This is a genomic window from Thermodesulfomicrobium thermophilum DSM 16697 (assembly GCF_059568695.1).
In genome coordinates, this window is record NZ_JCANTW010000018.1 from 103,742 (window position 1) to 121,362 (window position 17,621).

14 protein-coding genes and 1 tRNA gene are annotated in these 17,621 nt (G+C 65.1%); 12 read left to right on the forward strand and 3 right to left on the reverse strand.

What is annotated here, in order from left to right:
- Positions 1-7 precede the first annotated feature (7 nt).
- Entirely contained in the window at positions 8-3,073 is a 3,066-nt protein-coding gene (locus tag BR00_RS11305) for an efflux RND transporter permease subunit (protein ID WP_496477701.1), read from the reverse strand.
- A gap of 4 nt (positions 3,074-3,077) precedes the next feature.
- Positions 3,078-4,187: an efflux RND transporter periplasmic adaptor subunit gene (locus BR00_RS11310; protein WP_496477702.1), complete on the reverse strand. Its 1,110-nt coding sequence runs from the start codon at positions 4,185-4,187 to the stop codon at positions 3,078-3,080.
- A gap of 391 nt (positions 4,188-4,578) precedes the next feature.
- Between BR00_RS11310 and BR00_RS11315 the strand changes: the two genes are divergently transcribed.
- Positions 4,579-5,523, forward strand: a complete 945-nt coding sequence (locus BR00_RS11315) for a diguanylate cyclase domain-containing protein (protein WP_496477703.1) — start codon at positions 4,579-4,581, stop codon at positions 5,521-5,523.
- Between the two features lie 94 nt (positions 5,524-5,617).
- Here the strand turns inward: BR00_RS11315 and BR00_RS11320 are convergent.
- Positions 5,618-5,693 (reverse strand) — tRNA-Ala (locus BR00_RS11320).
- A gap of 176 nt (positions 5,694-5,869) precedes the next feature.
- On the opposite strand from BR00_RS11320, the gene BR00_RS11325 reads away from it, so the two are divergent.
- The 11 genes from BR00_RS11325 to BR00_RS11375 all read left to right on the forward strand — a co-directional run bounded on the left by BR00_RS11325 (position 5,870) and on the right by BR00_RS11375 (position 17,616).
- The gene (locus BR00_RS11325) at positions 5,870-7,285 is read left to right on the forward strand and encodes an ATP-binding cassette domain-containing protein (protein ID WP_496477704.1); all 1,416 of its coding nucleotides are present in this window, start codon (positions 5,870-5,872) and stop codon (positions 7,283-7,285) included.
- A complete protein-coding gene (locus tag BR00_RS11330) occupies positions 7,282-8,901 on the forward strand; it encodes a glycosyltransferase family protein (protein WP_496477705.1) in 1,620 nt (539 codons plus the stop codon). Before BR00_RS11325 ends, BR00_RS11330 begins: the two co-directional genes overlap by 4 nt.
- A gap of 9 nt (positions 8,902-8,910) precedes the next feature.
- Positions 8,911-10,479, forward strand: coding sequence for a DNA repair protein RecN (locus tag BR00_RS11335; RefSeq protein WP_496477706.1), 1,569 nt, complete (start codon positions 8,911-8,913; stop codon positions 10,477-10,479).
- Positions 10,476-11,240: an iron-sulfur cluster-binding protein gene (locus BR00_RS11340; RefSeq protein ID WP_496477707.1), complete on the forward strand. Its 765-nt coding sequence runs from the start codon at positions 10,476-10,478 to the stop codon at positions 11,238-11,240. The genes BR00_RS11335 and BR00_RS11340 overlap by 4 nt, the downstream gene beginning before the upstream one ends.
- A gap of 11 nt (positions 11,241-11,251) precedes the next feature.
- On the forward strand, positions 11,252-12,169 hold the full coding sequence (locus BR00_RS11345; RefSeq protein WP_496477708.1) for a dihydroorotate dehydrogenase: 918 nt from the start codon (positions 11,252-11,254) through the stop codon (positions 12,167-12,169).
- Positions 12,166-12,414: a hypothetical protein gene (locus BR00_RS11350; protein WP_496477709.1), complete on the forward strand. Its 249-nt coding sequence runs from the start codon at positions 12,166-12,168 to the stop codon at positions 12,412-12,414. Before BR00_RS11345 ends, BR00_RS11350 begins: the two co-directional genes overlap by 4 nt.
- A gap of 127 nt (positions 12,415-12,541) precedes the next feature.
- Positions 12,542-12,958 (forward strand): hypothetical protein, encoded by a 417-nt coding sequence (locus tag BR00_RS11355; protein ID WP_496477710.1) that lies wholly within the window; start codon positions 12,542-12,544, stop codon positions 12,956-12,958.
- Positions 12,955-14,247, forward strand: coding sequence for a KGGVGR-motif variant AAA ATPase (locus BR00_RS11360; RefSeq protein WP_496477711.1), 1,293 nt, complete (start codon positions 12,955-12,957; stop codon positions 14,245-14,247). The genes BR00_RS11355 and BR00_RS11360 overlap by 4 nt, the downstream gene beginning before the upstream one ends.
- Complete coding sequence (locus BR00_RS11365) at positions 14,244-15,677, forward strand: hypothetical protein (RefSeq protein ID WP_496477712.1); 1,434 nt, start codon at positions 14,244-14,246, stop codon at positions 15,675-15,677. The genes BR00_RS11360 and BR00_RS11365 overlap by 4 nt, the downstream gene beginning before the upstream one ends.
- A 66-nt stretch (positions 15,678-15,743) precedes the next feature.
- Positions 15,744-15,989 carry a hypothetical protein gene (locus tag BR00_RS11370; RefSeq protein ID WP_496477713.1) on the forward strand — a complete coding sequence of 82 codons (246 nt, stop codon included), beginning with the start codon at positions 15,744-15,746 and terminating at the stop codon, positions 15,987-15,989.
- Between the two features lie 421 nt (positions 15,990-16,410).
- Positions 16,411-17,616, forward strand: a complete 1,206-nt coding sequence (locus BR00_RS11375) for an ammonium transporter (RefSeq protein ID WP_496477714.1) — start codon at positions 16,411-16,413, stop codon at positions 17,614-17,616.
- Positions 17,617-17,621 lie beyond the last annotated feature (5 nt).

The window sequence follows — 17,621 nt, forward strand, 5'->3', positions numbered from 1 at the left end:
GCACAGTCTAGGTGCTCTGCGGCCTGCGGGCCCGTGCCAGAAGCATATAAATGCACGGCACGAAGAAGAGCGAACAGATGGTGCCGATGACCATACCGCCCACCAGCACGATGCCGATGGAAAACCGCGCCGCAGCGCCGGCGCCGCTGGCCACCACCAAAGGCAAAAACCCCGCCACCGTGGAAGCCGAAGTCATGACAATGGGGCGCAGGCGGGTGCGCGCCGCCTCCAGGATGGCCTCCAGCTTGCCCTTGCCCTCGTCCTGGAGCTGGTTGGCGAACTCCACCAGGAGGATGCCGTTTTTGGCCACCAACCCCACCAAGGTGACCAAGCCCACCTGGGAGTAGATGTTGAGGGTGGTGGTGAAATGATCGGTCCAGAAGGGGACCGACGGATCCGGGATCTTGAGAAAGGCAAAGATCAACGCGCCGAAAAGCCCGAGCGGCGCAGATCCCGCCAAGATGATGAGCGGGTCCCGGAAACTTTCATACTGTGCAGCCAGGACCAAAAAGGCGCAGATCACCGCCAAGGCCATGGCGGGCACGAAGCGGTTGCCTTCGGTGCGCAGCTGCCGGGAATCGCCTTTGTAGTCGACGGTGTACCCTTTGGGCAGTATTTGCGCAGCTTCATTTTCCAAGAACGTGAGCGCCTCATCCAGCGGCCGCATGGGGTATCCGCTCAACTTGACGGCATTGAGCTGCTGGAAACGGTTGAGGGAACGCGGCCCGGCGCTATATTCCACATGCGCCACCGCGGACAGCGGCACGAGCCCCTGCGGAGTGCGCAAATGGATGCGGCCCAGCTGCTCCGGGGTCAGGCGGTCCACCCGCTGCACCTGAGGGATGACCTTGTAGCTGCGGCCCTGCATGCTGAACCGGTTGACATAGTTGCCCCCGGTCATGACCGCCACGTCTGAGGCCACCTGGGCCAAAGAGAGGCCAAGGGCGGCGATTTTGTCCCGGTCGAGGACCAACCGGGCCGTGGGCTGATCCATCTTGACGTCGATGAGCGGCGGAAAGGCAAAAAGCCCACTGGCGGTCGCCCGCTGCTGAAGCTCCGTGGCCAGCTCCAGCACCCGGTCCTGCTCCTCGGTGGACGCGATGATGAACTCCACCGGAAAGTCACCGCCGCCCGGAAGCGGTGGCGGCGAGACCGCAAACATCTGAATGCCCGGGATGGCGGAAAGTCCCTGCTGCACCTGAGGCAGGATCTCAAACACCGTACGCTGCCGTTCCTCCCACGGCCGCAGCACCAAGCCACTGAAGCCGCTGCTGGGGAAGGTCACCTGAAAGGTGACCTGCGTCTCGGGCACGGAGAAAAACACCTCATTCACCGCCGTGGCAAAACGGCTGGTTTGATCCAGCGAGGCATCCGCCGGGGCATCGAGGATGCCAAAAATCACCCCCTGGTCTTCGGCCGGGGCCAATTCCTTGGGCGCCAGCACAAAGAGGGGGACGCACGCCACGGAAAGGGCCAGCCACAGCACGTACATGCCGGGCCGCCGATCCATCACCCGGGAAAGGACCCGGGTGTAGGCGGCCTCAAAGCGGGCAAAGCCCTGGGAGATGCGCCGGGAAAAGGGGCGGTCCAAATGACCGCCGGAGAGCAGCCAGGAGCTCATCACCGGCGACAAGGTGATGGCCGTCACCGTGGACACACACACCGCGCCGCTCAAGGTCAAGGCGAACTCCCGAAAGAGCGATCCCGTCAAGCCTCCTTGCAAGCCGATGGGCGCGTACACCGCCACCAGCACCACCGTGGTGGCCACCAAGGCCCCGGCCAGTTCGCGGCCCGCGGCCAACGCCGCCTCGCGTGCGGATTTTCCCAGGCGCACGTGGCGCTCCACGTCCTCCACCACCACGATGGCGTCGTCCACCACCAGACCCACGCAGAGCACCAAGGCAAGCAAGGTCAACAGGTTGATGGTAAAGCCCATGAGGCTCATCAAAAAGGCCGCGCCCACCAGAGAAAGGGGGATGGTCACCGCCGGCACCAAGGCGGAACGCAACCGCCCCAAAAAGAGGTAGACGACCACCACGACGATGCCCAAAGTCTGGGCCAGGGCCACCAAAACCTCATGCAAGGCGTTGCGGATATAGTCCGTGGCGTCGTAGGCGATACGTCCGTGCATCCCCTGGGGCAGCGATTTCTCGATGTCAGCCATCTCCCGGCGCACCGCGTCGATGACGTCCAGGGAATTGGCCGTGGGCAAAGGCCAGATGCCCATGAACACCGCCTCCTGGCCGGAAAAACGCACTTCGGCGTCGTAGTCCTCGGCGCCCAAAACCACCTGGGCGATGTCCCGCAGCCGCACCAACCGGTCGCCCGCGTCCCGCACCACCAGTTCCTCGAACTCGCGCACGCTCTGCAGATCCGTGGTGGCGGCGAGATTCACCTGCACCAGATTGCCTTTGGTCTGTCCCACGGCCGCCAGGGCGTTGCGGCTCTCGAGGGCGGCGCGCACGTCCGTGGGGCTCACCCCCAAGGCCGCCATGCGATCGGGGTCGAGCCAGATGCGCATGGCAAAGATGCGCGGGCCCAAGATTTCCGCCCGCTGCACCCCAGGCAGGGCCGAGAGCCGGGGCTGCACCACCCGCACCAGATAGTCCGTCACCTGGTTGCGCTCCAAGGTCTCGGACGTGAAGCTCAAATAGGCGGAGGCGAATTGGGTGTCCGCGCTCTCCACGCTTAAGACCGGCACCTCGGCCTCGGGCGGAAGATCGCCGCGCACCTGGTCCACCTTGGAACTGATGTCCGAAAGGGCCTTGATGGGGTCGTAGTTGAGCTTGAGACGCGCCTGGATGAGGGAAAGATTTTGGCTGCTCTGGGACTCGATGTAGTCGATGCCGTCCGCCGCGGCGATGGCCCGCTCCAACACCGTGGTGACAAACCCGCGCACCAGCTCCGGGCTTGCGCCCACGTACACGGTGCGCACCGTGACCACGGCGTTTTCGCTGCGGGGATACTGGCGTACCGACAGGCCGCTGATGGCCTGAACCCCGGCGATGACGATGAGGATATTCACCACCAGGGCAAGGACGGGCCGGCGGATGAAGGTATCGGTGATACGCATGAGCTTACTCGTTGGCCGGCTGGGGCTGGAGTTCGAAAGGAAGTGTGAAGGCGTCGGTCACCACCACAGGCTGCCCGGAACGCAGACGAAACACACCGCTGGACACGACGGGTTGCCCAGCGTTCAGGCCCGAGAGCACCGCGACGAAATCGCCCCGCCGCTCCCCCAAGCGCACGAAGACCTGCCGGGCCACCGTTTTTTGGGTGGCGTTGTCCACCACGAACACCGAATCGCCATAGGGGGCGGTGAGCACCGCCGTGGCCGGAATAGCGAGAAGCGCGCGGCGTTCATCCTGGCGCACCGTCACACGCACGAACATGCCCGGACGCAGCCCCCCGGCCGCGCCATCCAGACGGGCCAAAGCGCGCACCATGCGCGTGGCAGGATCGGCCTGGGGCTCGATGCTCTGCAGCCGGCCTGGGTGACGCTCGCCGCCGGCCTCCACCTCCACCGGCAGGCCCACGGAGAGCCGTGCGGCCTGCTCCTGCGGCACGGAAAACTCCACCTGCACCGGCTCCACCTGCTGGATGTCCACGATGGCATCCCCTGCCGCCAGGCTCTGCCCCAGACTCACACGGCGAATGCCAAGCATCCCGTCAAAAGGCGCGCGAATGGTCTTCTTGGCCACCAGGGCGGCCAACGCCTCGGCCTGGGCACGAGCCTGGCGGGCCGCGGCCTCCAAGCGGTCAAGTTCCGCTTGGGCGAGCACCGCTTCCGCCGCCAGACGGCGGCCGCGGGCAAGTTCCAAGGCGGCCAAATCCGCCGCGGCCTGGGCGGCTTGGTACTGCGCCCGTTCCTCACGGGCGTCCTGCACCACGAGTACCTGACCGGCGCGCACCCGGTCGCCGGAATCGAACGCCAAGCGCTCCACCCGGCCAGGCACCTCGGCCCGCACCGTCGTCCCCTGGAGGGCCGTCACCGTGCCCACGGCCTGCACCTCCTCAGGCCACGGCATCTCCTGGACCAAGGCCACCGAAACCGAAGCCGGCGGCACCTGCGCCTGCGCGCTTTGTTGCACCATGGCCTGAATCTGTGTCCATTTGACCCACGCCAAGGCACCGAGCACCACAACAATGACCGCCACAGCCCCGACAATCGCTCTCCAATGCTGCATATCCTCTCCCGAAAACGCGGTCTGCCCGCGCAATATGTATCTCGTGCACTCCAGAAGCACTGCAAACAGCAGCTCCACTCCTTTGAAGGAGCATCGCCTATCTGGCAAGTCCTCAAAACACGCACCGCGAGACAATGCAGCGCGGGCCTTTCGACCTCCCCTACCCCTGCGGGGACAGGAAAATCAGCACCCCCCAGCGGGGATCTCCATGGAGCGCAAGAAACTGCCCGCCGGCATCCGGACTTTCGCCAAAGGGCGCGGGATTCGCACGGCGCCGCCCTCGAGCTTCGGGGAGCGGCCCCTGCCCCGCCTCCCGAGTGAGCGGCACTTCGTTTCCCAAATCCCGCAAAGTCCTTGGCAACGCCTGCCCCTTGCGCTAGGGAAGCGACGTATGCTCCCGATATTTCCGTCCACCTTTTCGAAGCCTCGAGGGCACACACTGCTCATCGCCGATGACGGGCCCGTCAACCTGCTGTTCATGCGGGAAATCTTTCAACGCGACTACCAGGTCCTCACCGCCGCCACCGGCGAAGAGGCCCTGTGTCTTGCCGAAGAACACCAGCCGGACCTCATCATCCTCGACGTGCTCATGCCGGGGCTTTCCGGATATGAAGTGTGCAGACGTCTCAAGGCCAACCCCGCCACCCAGCATATCCCCGTCATCTTCGTCACGGCGCTAGAAAGCGCGGAGGACGAAGAAACAGGTTTGGAACTCGGGGCCGTAGACTACCTCACCAAACCGCTGCGGGCCGGAATCCTGCGGGCCCGGGTGCGCAACTTCCTCACCATGATCCGGCAGCAAGAGCTCTTACAGGAACTGGCCTTGCTCGACCCGCTCACGGAAATCCCCAACCGCCGCGCCCTGGACCGCGCCCTGGAGCAGGAGTGGGGGCGTTGCCAGCGCATCCACGAACCCCTGTCGCTGGCCATGGTGGATATCGACCACTTCAAATCCTTCAACGACACCTACGGCCACGGCACCGGCGACCGGGCCCTGCGTCAGGTGGCCCAAGCATTGGTCACCGCCGCCAAGCGGCCGGGCGATCTCGTGGCCCGCTACGGCGGCGAGGAGTTCGTCATCCTGCTGCCGCACGCCTCCCGCAACGGGGCGCGCAAGCTGTGCCGCGCGGCGCGGCACCATATCAAAGCCTTGGCCATCCCCCACCAAGGTTCAGACTTCGGCGTACTGACGGTCAGCATCGGCGGAGTCACCCTCTGGCCCCACCGCGACGGCTCCCCGCCAGAAGTCTTGCAGCGGGCCGACGCCCAGCTCTACCGAGCCAAAAACGCCGGCCGCAACCGCGTGTTTTGGGAAAAGGATACTGGCGGGCTCTAACCCCGAGCGCCGCCTGGCCCAGAAACACGAAAACCGCCTTGCGGCGGTTTTCGTGCGGCATTCAAGGGATTTTTGAAACGTCGCTGGTTTTGGTTGGTGGAGCTGATCAGGATCGAACTGACGACCTCTTGAATGCCATTCAAGCGCTCTCCCAGCTGAGCTACAGCCCCACGCGACGTGCGAAGGCGCTTTTGGAGAAAAGCGCGGCCGTTGTCAACACCTAATTTTCACTTTTTTTCCCTGCTGGCGAGAACCCGGCGCTCCTGCTACATAGCCCGTCATGCAACGACCATCGCTTTCCGTCCACCTCCGCCAGGCCCAGGTGCGCCTCGGAGGGCGTGCCATCTTGCGATCCATTGATCTCGACCTCACTGCCCACGCCTTCATCCACGGAGACAACGGAGCCGGCAAGACCACGCTCCTGCGCTTGCTCGCCGCAGAGATCTGGCCCCAGGACCTCCCCGGCAGGCCTCCCGCACGCCTCTATTCCATCAACGGACAGCACTCGGCATCCCCTCTGGCCGCCCGGCCCTGGATCCGTCTCGTCGCCCCGCACCAGGCCGCCTGGTTCCAGGAACACCACCCACGCCTTCCCGTCCACGACCTTCTCGCCGCCGGAGCCATGGGGACGCCGCTCCTTTACGGCCCTGTGCCGGAGCACGTCCATGCAGACGTCGGTACGGTGGCGGAAAAGCTCGCCCTCGCCCCGCTGCTCTCCCGGCCCATCCACACCCTCTCCAGCGGAGAGATGCAGCGCGCCCTTCTCGGCCGGGCCATCCTGGGGCGGCCGTCCCTTCTTTTGGTGGACGAATGGCAGCTGGCTCTGGATCCTCCAGGGATGCGCCTGGTTCGCCGCATCCTGGAAGACGAGGCCGCCCAGGGCGCCTGGGTGGTCCTCACCTCCCACGCCGAGGACGCACTCCCGGACATCCCCATGCAGCATTTCAGCATACGCTGCGGCGAGCTTCGGCCAATCCCGACGACTCGCTTCCGTCCCCAACGGGGCCATCTGGCTGCACGGCCAACCCCGCAACCAGGGCCGGTGCGCGTCGCCATGCGCCAGGTTGCCGTCACGGCCGGGGGCAACACCCTGCTTGAGCCCCTCTCCTGGCAGGGCAACGCCGGAGAGACCTGGGTGGTGGCGGGGAAAAACGGCGCCGGCAAGTCCACCTTTTTGCAGCTCGTCTCCGGCTGGCGGCACCCGGCGCCGGGCGGCGAAATCCTGCGCCTGGAGCCGGCCCTGAGCGTGCTTCTGGCCAAAGAACGCATGGGTGTCCTGGCCCCCTGGCTCACCGGTGCCATGGAGCCTGCGACCACCGTGCTCGAAGCCATCCTCTCCGGCTTTTCCGGATCCCTGGGCCGCCCGCGGCCCCTGCCTCCAGGGGCGCATGCCGCTGCCCACACCCTGGCGCAGTCCTTCGGCATCGAGGCGTGGCTGCCGCTGCCGGTGGGGAGTCTCTCCCTGGGGCAGATGCGCCTGGTACACCTGGCGCGCGCCGTCGTGCATCAGCCCTTGGTGCTGGTGCTCGACGAGCCCTTCGCCGGCCTGGACGCCCCCTGGCAGCACCGCTTGGCGGCGCTCCTTGCCTCCCTGGCCACGGACGAGCGCCTCGTGGTGGTGGCCACCCACCACCCCCACCACGTGGCGGCCATCGCCACCCACGCCATGGTGCTCGACGGCGGCCGCGTCTCGGCCATGGGCCCTTGGGTCGAAGTGACCAAAGGCCCCTCATGGCGCCATCTCATGGGAGAGAGCACGTGAAGATCGCCGCCATCGACCTTGGTCTGGCCGAGGCCCTCTCCCATCTCGGCCATGAAGTGCTTCCCCTGCACCCGCCCGACGGGGTCCACCGTCTTGCTCCGCTCTTGGGCGGCTTTACGCCGGACCTCATCATCCAGCAGGAACGCCTGGGCCCCCGCGCCTTTCTGGCGGATCTCTCCCACTTTTCCTGCCCCAAGGTCTTCTGGTCCATCGACACCCACTTGAACGCCTTTTGGCACACCACCTACGGCCGCCTCTTCGATGCCGTCCTGACGACGCAAAAAAGCTGGGTCGAGCACCTCCAGCGCGCGCACCCCCACGTGCGCTGGCTCCCTTGGCCCGGCACCCCGCGGCCCTACGTGGCGTGGGAAAAACGCACGACCCCGGCCCTTTTCGTGGGCCGCGTGGGCCCCAGCCGGCCGGTGCGCGGATGGTTTGTGGAGCTTTGTACGCGCATTCCCGGCTTTCGCCTGGAAACCGACCTCCCCTTCGAGGCCATGCTCGACGCCTATGCCCACGCCTGCATCGCCCCCAACGAGGCCATCCTCGGCGAGATCAACTTCCGCCTGCTGGAGGCCGCCTCCTGCGGCTGCGCCGTGCTCACCCCCCGCGTGCCCGGGGTGGAAGAGCTCTTCGTCCCCGGCGAAGAAGTGCTGCTCTACGAACATGGCGGCGATTTTCTGGAAATGCTGCGCGACCTTGCCGCCTCGCCCGCCAAGGCCCGCCTCTTGGGGCTCCGTGCCTATGCCCGGGTACAGGCCGAGCACCTGCCCGAACACCGGGCGCGCCAACTCCTGGACTGCCTGCCTGGCCAGTCCCACGCCGCCCAAGGCGCCGAGGCCGACGCCGCCTTCTGGTGCACCATCGCCGTGCTCCGGGAGGCCGAACGCCTGGAGATCCCTCCGGAGCGCCTGCGCCGCCACCTTTTGCCCTATGCCGACCAGCCGGAGGCCGCCGCGGCCCTCCTTCGCCTGGAGGTGGAGGCCGCCCCAGACGCCGCCCGGGCCACGGTGGAACGCCTCGCCCTCACCCCGCCCCAGGACCCCGTCCTCTGCGGCCTCGCCGCCCTGGCGGCCCTGCGCCTTAAGCAATGGGAGGCAGCCGCAAAGCTGCACGCCGCAGCGCACGTGCCGGCGCCGCACAAGCCCACCCAGGCCGTGACCCTGCTCGCCTGGGCGACGTACTGGGAGGCGCACGGACGCCCCTGCCGGCCGGGGTTCGTCTTCGCTCCCAAGCGCCACCTGCCGGCCTCGGCCCTGGAGGCCATCATCCTCGCCCACGAACTCTTCCCCGAAGACCCCGAGCCTCCCCGGCGCCTGGCCGAACTCCTCGCCCCATGGCGCGGCTACGAGGCCCTGCGCCTGGGGGCCCTTTCCTTCCTGGGTCTGCGCGCCCCCGACGACTGGCGCCTGGCCCTCGACATCGCCGGCACCAATGCCCGCGCCTTCCGCCTGCAGGAGGCCGCGGAAGAACTCGCCCTGGCCGCGGACACCGCCCGCCGACACGGTGCGCTGGAAGAATTCATGCGCGCGCTCAACGCCGCCGACCCATCCGGCGCCCTGGCCCGCCTCCTTCCCTGTACAAAAGAGGCGGCTGCGGCTACAGAGCCGGCCTAGGAAATACCCATGCTCGAGCTGCTGACCATCCGCAATCTTGCCCTCATCGAACACGCCACCCTGGAGTTCGCTCCAGGCATCAATGTCTTCACCGGCGAGTCCGGGGCGGGAAAGTCGCTGGTCCTGCGCGCCCTCGGCCTCATCCTCGGCGGCCGCGGCGGGGCGGAACTCGTGCGCCCCGGAGCGGACCGCGCCGTGGTGGAAGCCTTGTTCGTGGCCGAGGACGGCAGCGAGACCATCCTGCGCCGGGAGATCACCGCCGCCGGCCGCAGCCGCTCTCAAATCAACGGGCAACTCTCCCCACAGGCGGAGGTGGCGGCCCTGGCCCAAGACCTGATACTCATCACCGGCCAGCACGGCCAACAGCGCCTGCTCGCCCCCCAGGAGCACGTACGCCTGGTGGACGCCTTTCTGGACGACCCGACAGTCCTCAGCCAGCAGCACGCCGCCCTGGAGGCCCTGCGCCAGGCGGAGGCCGCCCTGGCCGAGGTGGACGGCCGCGTGGCCGACCTCCAAGAACGGCGGGACTTTTTGGAATACCAGCTGGGGGAGATCCGCAAGGTGGCCCCCCGGGCGGGCGAAGAGGAAGAACTTTTGGCCCTGCGGGAAAACGCCCGCTCCACGGCCAAGCTGCAGGACCTCTCCCGCGAAGCGCACGAGATCCTGCGCAGCGAAAGCGGGCTCTTGGCGCAAATGGGGGCCCTGGAACGGGTGCTCCATGGTATCGATGCCGTACGCCCCCAGCTGCCCGCCATCGAAGAGAGCTTGAGCGGCCTTGCCGCGACGCGCGAGCACCTGACGCACCTGGAGCGTACCCTGGGGCAAATGGTCCGCGACGCGGACACCGTGGATTTGGATCAGGTGGAGCGCCGCCTCTTCGAGCTCCAATCCCTCTCCCGCCGCCTGCGCCGCCCCATCGAGGAACTGGTCCGCCTGGAAGAAGAGATCAGCGCCAACCTCTCGTACCTGGATGCCGCAGACCTCGAACGTCGGCGCCTGGTCCGGGAAAAAGCGGCCGCCCAAGAAGCCGCCCGCCGCGCAACCCACGCCCTCGACGAGGCGCGCGCCCATGCGGCAGACCGCCTCACCCGCGCCTTGGTGGAAGAACTCACCTCCCTGGGCTTCCCGGAACAGGTGGCCGTGTTCGCGGAGTTTTCGCCGGTGCGCGTCGCCGACGGGGTGCAAGAACTGCGGCCGCGCTTTTTGTGGGCCCCCAACCCGGGGCTGCCGCCCCAGCCACTCGACCGTATCGCCTCCGGCGGGGAGCTTTCCCGTTTTCTCTTGGCCGTCACCGGGCTTTTGGCCGCCCACACGCTCCCCACCCTCGTGTTCGACGAGATCGATGCCGGCATCGGCGGCGCCACCCTCCTGCAGGTGGCCGCACGCATCCGCCGCCTGGCCGAGCGCCAGCAGATCCTCTTGGTCACCCATTGGCCGCAGCTGGCCCAACACGCCACCCGCCATTTTTCCATCCAGAAGATCGTGGAAAACGGCGTCACCCAAAGCATCTGCCGCCTTTTGGACGACGCCCAGCGCCGTGCGGAGCTCGCCCGCATGGCCGGAGAGGAGCCGCTATGAATACCATCCAGCTCACGATCCAGGCCGTCACCCCTGGGCCCGACCCCAGTATCGTGGACCTCGCCCTCGCGCCGGCGCCCTGGAAACCCAAACCCGGCCAATTCGTCATGCTCCGGCCCGCGAATTTCGGCCAGGAGCTCACCTGGGGTCGGCCCTTTTCCATCTACCGCTGTGACGAGGCCGGTCTGCGGGTGGTGTTCCAGGTCATCGGTCGAGGGACCGAACGCCTGGCAGCCCTGCGGCCCGGCGACGCGGTCACCGTCTGGGGACCGCTGGGAAGGGGGTTTCAGACCAAGCCCGAGACCCCGACCCTGTTTCTGGCCGGGGGCATCGGGCTCGCCGCCTTTGGGCTCTTTGCCGAGGAGCCGTTTCGGCTCCCCCACGCCCAGCTCCTCTTTGGCCACCGCCTGCCGCTGACTGCCTACCCCATCTACCACGAGATGGCGCAGCGCATCCCCTGCGAGGCCATGCGCCAGACCTCCAGCGCAGACATCGAGGCCTTTTCGGAAGAGCTTTCCCGCCGCATCAAGGCCCTGGGCCCCGAAGGCCTGGTGCTGTGCTGCGGCCCCACCCCCATGCTGCGGGCCGTGGCCCGGCTGTGCCTGGAGCATGGGGTGCCCGGCCAGGTGTCCCTGGAAAACCGCATGGGCTGCGGGGTCGGCGTGTGCCTGGGCTGTGTGGCGACCACGGCATCGGGCGAGCGCGTCCAAACCTGCGTGCACGGACCGGTGTTCGACGTGCGCGCCCTCACCTGGGACTAACGGGAGGCCCTATGGATACCACCGTCCACCTGCCAGGACTCACCCTCAAAAACCCCATCATCCCGGCTTCGGGCACCTTCGGCTACGGCCTGGAGTTCGCCCGCTACGGCGATTTGCGCCGCCTGGGAGCCATCTGCGTCAAGGGGCTCTCCCTGAAGCCCCGGGAAGGCAACCCCATGCCGCGCATCGCCGAGACCCCCTGCGGCATGCTCAACAGCATCGGCCTGCAAAACGTGGGGGTCGACGTCTTTTTGCAAAAAAAGCTCCCCTTCCTACCGCCGGAAGTGCCCATCATCGCCAATCTCTACGCCCAAAGCCCGGAGGAATTCGCCGAGCTCGCCGGCATCCTGGGGGCGAAGGAGCGCATCGCGGCCCTGGAAGTCAACGTCTCCTGCCCCAACGTACGCCTGGGCGGCGTGCAGTTCGGCCAAGACCCCGAGGCCCTGCACACCGTGACCCGCGCCGTGGTGGCCGCGGCCCAGGGCAAGCCCGTCATCGTCAAGCTGAGCCCCAATGTGACGGACATCACGGCCATGGCCCGGGCCGCCGAGGCCGCAGGCGCCACCATGCTCTCCCTCATCAACACCCTCACCGGCATGGCCGTGGACATCCGCACCCGCGCCCCCCGTCTGGCCACCGGCACCGGCGGTCTGTCTGGCCCGGCCATCAAGCCCGTGGCCCTGCGCATGGTCCACGCCGTCTGCCGGGCGGTCAGCATCCCGGTCATCGGCATGGGCGGCATCGTGAGCGCCGAGGACGTGCTCGAGTTCATCCTGGTGGGAGCCAGCGCCGTGCAGGTGGGCACGGCATCGTTCATGCGGCCGGACCGGGTGTTTTCCTTGGTGGACGAGGTCCAGGCCCTGGCCGAAGACCTTGGAATCAGCGCATGGGAAGAATTCCGAGGCACCCTCAAGGAGACCCCCCGATGATCCGCCGCTTTTGCGACATCTGTGGGACGGAAATCCAGGGGCTCACGGACGGCATCTTCGAGGAGCGCTACACCCTCGCCATCGCCGATCCCGCCAACCTCGCCCGCCTCGGCGGCCAGAAAGGTGAACTGGCCCCGGCCTTGGAGATGCGCCTCACCGGGGTCCACAACACCGATATCTGCCGCCGCTGCCTGAAAGACATCCTGATGCGGGAGTTCGAGACGCACGCCAAGGAGAAGATCTAAACAGTGACAGCGTCGCGGACGCAAGGTTTTCAACGACGAAGGGTTCGGCGTACCGAAGGGCATGCTGTTCTAGCGCTGGAGATGCAGTTGGAATATTTTTGGAGCATGGGACGTACAAAGAGGAACTATGCAGGCAGATTATCTGGATGCACACGAGCGGCACTGGCAAGATGCCGAACTACTTTTTCAAGCCCAGCGTTGGGCTAATGCCGACCACCTGTACGGCATGGCGGCCGAATGCGGGCTGAAACGGCTGATGTTGGCCTTCGGCATGCCTTTTGACACAAACAAAAACCGACCAGCACACCAAATGGACCGGGTACATGCCGAAAGCATCTGGGTACGCTTCGAAAGTTATCGTAGCGGCCACCATCAGGGGGCCGGTTATGCGCTGACCACACCTAATCCCTTTGAAAATTGGAAAGTAGAGCAGCGTTACGCCCATCGGTCCAACTTCAATCAGCCCCTTGTCGAGGCGCACCGATCGGGGGCGGAAACAGTCGCTCGGCTGATCCAGAAAGCGCGCTGGGAGGGGCTGGTATGACGACCTTTGACCAAATTCTGCCTGCTACTGCAGAAATCCTCAATGAAGGCTCTCATCGTGAGACAGTTGAGCAGTTGGCGTGGCTGGTCATCAACCGTGATCTCAACGGGCGGGTGCGGTTGATCGCGCCGGAAGAGGCCGAACGCAACGAAGCAACGCGTCAGGTGCTCGTAACCCTCTATCACGCCCTTGCCGAGCGCATCGCTCCGCACGACTATCCTGTTGCCTCGGGCATCTTGTTTGAGGCGGACCGCGAAGCGGTGTGCATGGGAGCAACCCATTTTCCGCTGCCAGGCATTGACCGTATTTGGGTGATCGATCGTCTGGCCACAGAAGGCAATTGGGCCAAGATCGCCCCGGAATCCCCAGGCGCGCCGCGCGTCGTCTTCTTCTCCATCAAGGGTGGGGTGGGTCGCTCGACGGCGCTTGCGGCAACTGCCTGGAGCCTGGCGCAGCAGGGCCGCACGGTGCTCGTGATCGATATGGACCTCGAATCGCCTGGACTATCGAATGCCCTGTTGCCGCCTGATCGTCTGCTGTCCTATGGCGTCACCGACTGGTTGGTGGAGGACCTGGTCGACAACGGCGAGACGGTTTTCCCTGATCTGTACGCCGAAGCGGGTTTCAACACGCAAGCGCCACTCTATGTCGTGCCGGCGCACGGCGCAGAACCGGGCGAATACATCGCCAAACTGGGTCGGGTTTGGATGCCAAAGATCGGCAGGACAGGCACGCCCGAACCTTGGTCAGCACGCTTATGCCGCCTTTTGGACGCACTGGAAAACGCGTTACGTCCTGATGTGATCCTGATCGACTCGCGCGCGGGGATCGACGAGGTGGCCTCGGCGTGTGTCACCGACCTGGGGGCGGCGGCGGTTTTGTTGTTTGCGATTGCCGGGCGACAAACGTGGTCCGGATACCGCGTCCTGTTCGACCATTGGCAACGTTGGGGGAGCGTTCGCGAGATTCGCGAACGGCTGCAATTGGTGGCCGGGTTGGTGCCAGACGATGGAGGAAGAGCTGCCTATCTGGAGCAACTCCGGGAGGATGCCTGGGCGCTCTTTTCCACCACCTACGATGAGGCCGGTCCGGACGATACCGAGGTTTGGAATTACGCGCCGGAAGACGAGACGGCGCCGCACTATCCGCTCGCCATTCGTTGGAACCGCGGCTGGTTTGGGTTGTCGAGCCTCCACCCGCGCCTTGGCGACGCCGATGATGTCCGCGCTGTGTTCGGTCCGCTGTTGGAACATATCGAACGCCTTCTCGTTCGGGAGACTGCCACATGACGATATCCGTTCAAGAGATCCGGGCAGCAATCAGCGCTGTGCCGTTTGAAAACGATCAGCGTGAGACCCCGCGCGCAGAGACCTTATATCTCCCTCCGGCGCATCGCAAGGCGCTCGGCAGAGAATCGGTCCTGGTCGTCGGCGCACGAGGGGTGGGCAAGTCTTTTTGGACCGCCGCCCTGCGGGATGAACAACTCCGGTCGTTGATCGGACGGCAGGCGCCTGATCTGGCGCAGACCAAGATCGCGATTGGTTACGCAGCGACCCCAAACAATGAGGATTTTCCTGACAAAGACGTCATTGCCGACCTGCTTAAAAAGGGTTTTGAACCCTATGCGATCTGGCGTGCCGTCATTTTTTGTCATCTGGCGCGCTGGGTCGGCAAAAAGGCGATTCCTGAAACCTGGATCGAGCGCGTACGGTATGTCGTCGATAACCCTGAAGGGGTTGCCCGCGTTGCGGAAGCGGCCGACCGTCAATTTCTCGAAAACGGGCAGTATGGGCTGATCCTCTTCGATGCGCTGGATCGTGTCTCTGACAACTGGCAAAGCATGGATCAGATCGTCTCGGCGCTGCTGCGTGCCTCCTTGTGGGTGCGCGACTTCCGGCGACTGCGCACCAAGGTTTTCGTTCGCCCCGACCAGATCGAGCGTCAGGTAACCGCATTCCCCGACGCGTCGAAGCTGCTCGCCACCCGGGTCGAGCTCACCTGGGAGCGGCACGATCTGCATGCGATGCTCTGGCAAAGATTGATCAATGTGCCGGAGCGTCATGGGGAAGTATTGCGCACCATCGTGCGTAGCGTGCTTCCTCATGGCGCAGAATTCCATGCAGAAAATAGCGTCTGGCGATTGCCTGTCGAGTTGCAGACTGAAACGGCTTTGCGTCAGCTTTTCGAGAAAATTGCCGGTGACAAGATGGGCAAAGACGCCCGCCGCGGTGTTCCCTATGTCTGGAGCGTGAGCCACCTGGCCGACGGGCATGGCCAAACCTCTCCGCGTTCGTTTCTTGCCGCGATCAAAAGTGCAGCGGACGATAGCCTTACTCGTTATCCCGACTACCCACTTGCTCTTCATTACGAAAGCATCAAACGGGGTATCCAATCGGCCTCCCGCATCCGGGTCGATGAGATTGCCGAAGATTACCCCTGGATCAAGGATCTGCTCGCCCCACTGAAAGGGCAGAATGTCCCTTGTGAATTCGCAACCATACGCAAACTTTGGGCCGAGCGTTATCCAGGTGGTCCCACAATTTTGACCAGCCAGGGTATGTTGCCTGCGCACGCTGAACAGGGTTGGGAGGGGGCGCGGGAAGACTTGATGCGGATCGGGGTGTTCACCGCCCGTAAAGATGGGCGGATCGATATGCCGGATCTTTTTCGGGTCGGATTTGGGCTTGGGCGCCGTGGAGGTGTCAAACCAAACCGTTGAGCCACAGCGAAAAGCATGCACCGGCTCTCGCCGAAAAGTTGATGGCGGCTTTTTGTTGCCCCCCCGATGATCCGCCGCTTTTGCGACATCTGTGGGACGGAAATCCAGGGGCTCACGGACGGCATCTTCGAGGAGCGCTACACCCTCGCCATCGCCGATCCCGCCAACCTCGCCCGCCTCGGCGGCCAGAAGGGTGAACTGGCCCCGGCCTTGGAGATGCGCCTCACCGGGGTCCATAACACCGATATCTGCCGCCGCTGCCTGAAAGACATCCTGATGCGGGAGTTCGAGACGCGCACCCAACCCGGTTAAGACCAAATCGCCACGCGTCCCGAGACCACGGGAGCGCGAGTTCTTGAATTTTACCTTGAAAAAACTGCTATTTTTCAAAAATGTACTCTCAATCCCAATCTTCTCGCAAAAAACGCGCAACTCTTCCCTTCATTATGGGGTGGTTTTTGCCAGAAAAGTAATATCGAGCGGTTGAAAGACGTTTCAACCGCCGGGCAAACCAGTCTATGGCGGGTTTGCACGAAAACCAATCACTTCAGATGATTAACGAGACCGCCGCGGACATGTGCCGCGACGGGGTCGCATTGCAACGAGGCAAAACGCCTTGGTACCACATCCGGATCAATGAGGATCTGCCAGGGGCCCGCGGCATGGTGCGGACGTCTGGCCTGCTTTTTGCCAAGACCCATGGGAACATCTCGAATTTCCAAGGAGGAATCCCATGGATGCGGCAGATACCGGTTTTGTGCTCATGAGCGCGGCCCTGGTGATGTTCATGACCCCGGGGCTCGCCCTGTTTTACGGCGGCATGGTGCGCGCCAAGAACGTGCTCGCCACCCTCATGCAGAGTTTTATCCTGCTCGGCCTGGTGAGCGTCCTTTGGGCGGTCGTCGGCTACACTCTGGCCTTTGGCACGGACGTGGGCGGCGTCATCGGCGCATTGAATCACCTGCTCCTTGCCGGGGTGGGCGGCGATGCCCCGGAAGGCTGGACCCTTACCATCCCGCCCGCAGCCTTCATGATCTTTCAGTGCATGTTCGCGGTCATCACCCCAGCCCTCATTACCGGCGCCTTTGCCGAACGCATGCGTTTTGCGCCGTTTCTCGTGTTCTCAGGGCTGTGGCTCGTGTTGGTGTACTGCCCCATGGCCCATTGGGTCTGGGGGGGCGGCTGGATGGGCGCGATGGGGGCTCTGGACTTCGCCGGTGGGGCCGTGGTGCATATGTGCTCAGCCGCGGCGGCCTTGGCCGGCTGTCTGGTCATCGGCCCGCGGCGCGGGTTCGGTAAAGAGGCCCACATCCCCCACAACCTCCCCATGACCATCCTCGGCGCCGGCATCCTCTGGTTCGGATGGTTCGGCTTCAACGCCGGCTCCGCCTTGGCCGCCAACGCACAAGCCGCCATGGCCTTTGCCACCACCCATTTCGCCGCTGCCGCCGGGGCCTTGTCCTGGGTGGCCGTGGAATGGCGGCACCGGGGCAGGGCCACCACCCTAGGCGCGGTCTCAGGCGCCGTAGCTGGGCTTGTGGCCATCACCCCGGCGGCGGGCTACGTGTCGGTGGGCGCGTCCCTCGTCATGGGGATTGCGGCCGGCGCGGTCTGCTACTGGGCCGTGCTTCAGAAAAACCGTTTCGGCTATGACGACGCCTTGGACGTGGTCGGCATCCACGGCGTGGGCGGCACCCTGGGAGCCCTAGCCACAGGCGTTTTTGCCGATTTTGGAGAATTCCGCGGACTCCTTGCCGGCAACCCGACACAATTGTGGATCCAACTCGTCTCGGTGGTGGCCACCTGGGTCTTCTGTTTCCTCATGAGCTATGTGCTTTTCAAGGTCATCGATGCGACGCTGGGGCTGCGCGTATCGCCCGAAGACGAAACCCGGGGCTTGGACGTCAACGAACACCGTGAAACAGGGTACCAATGGTAGCCAGG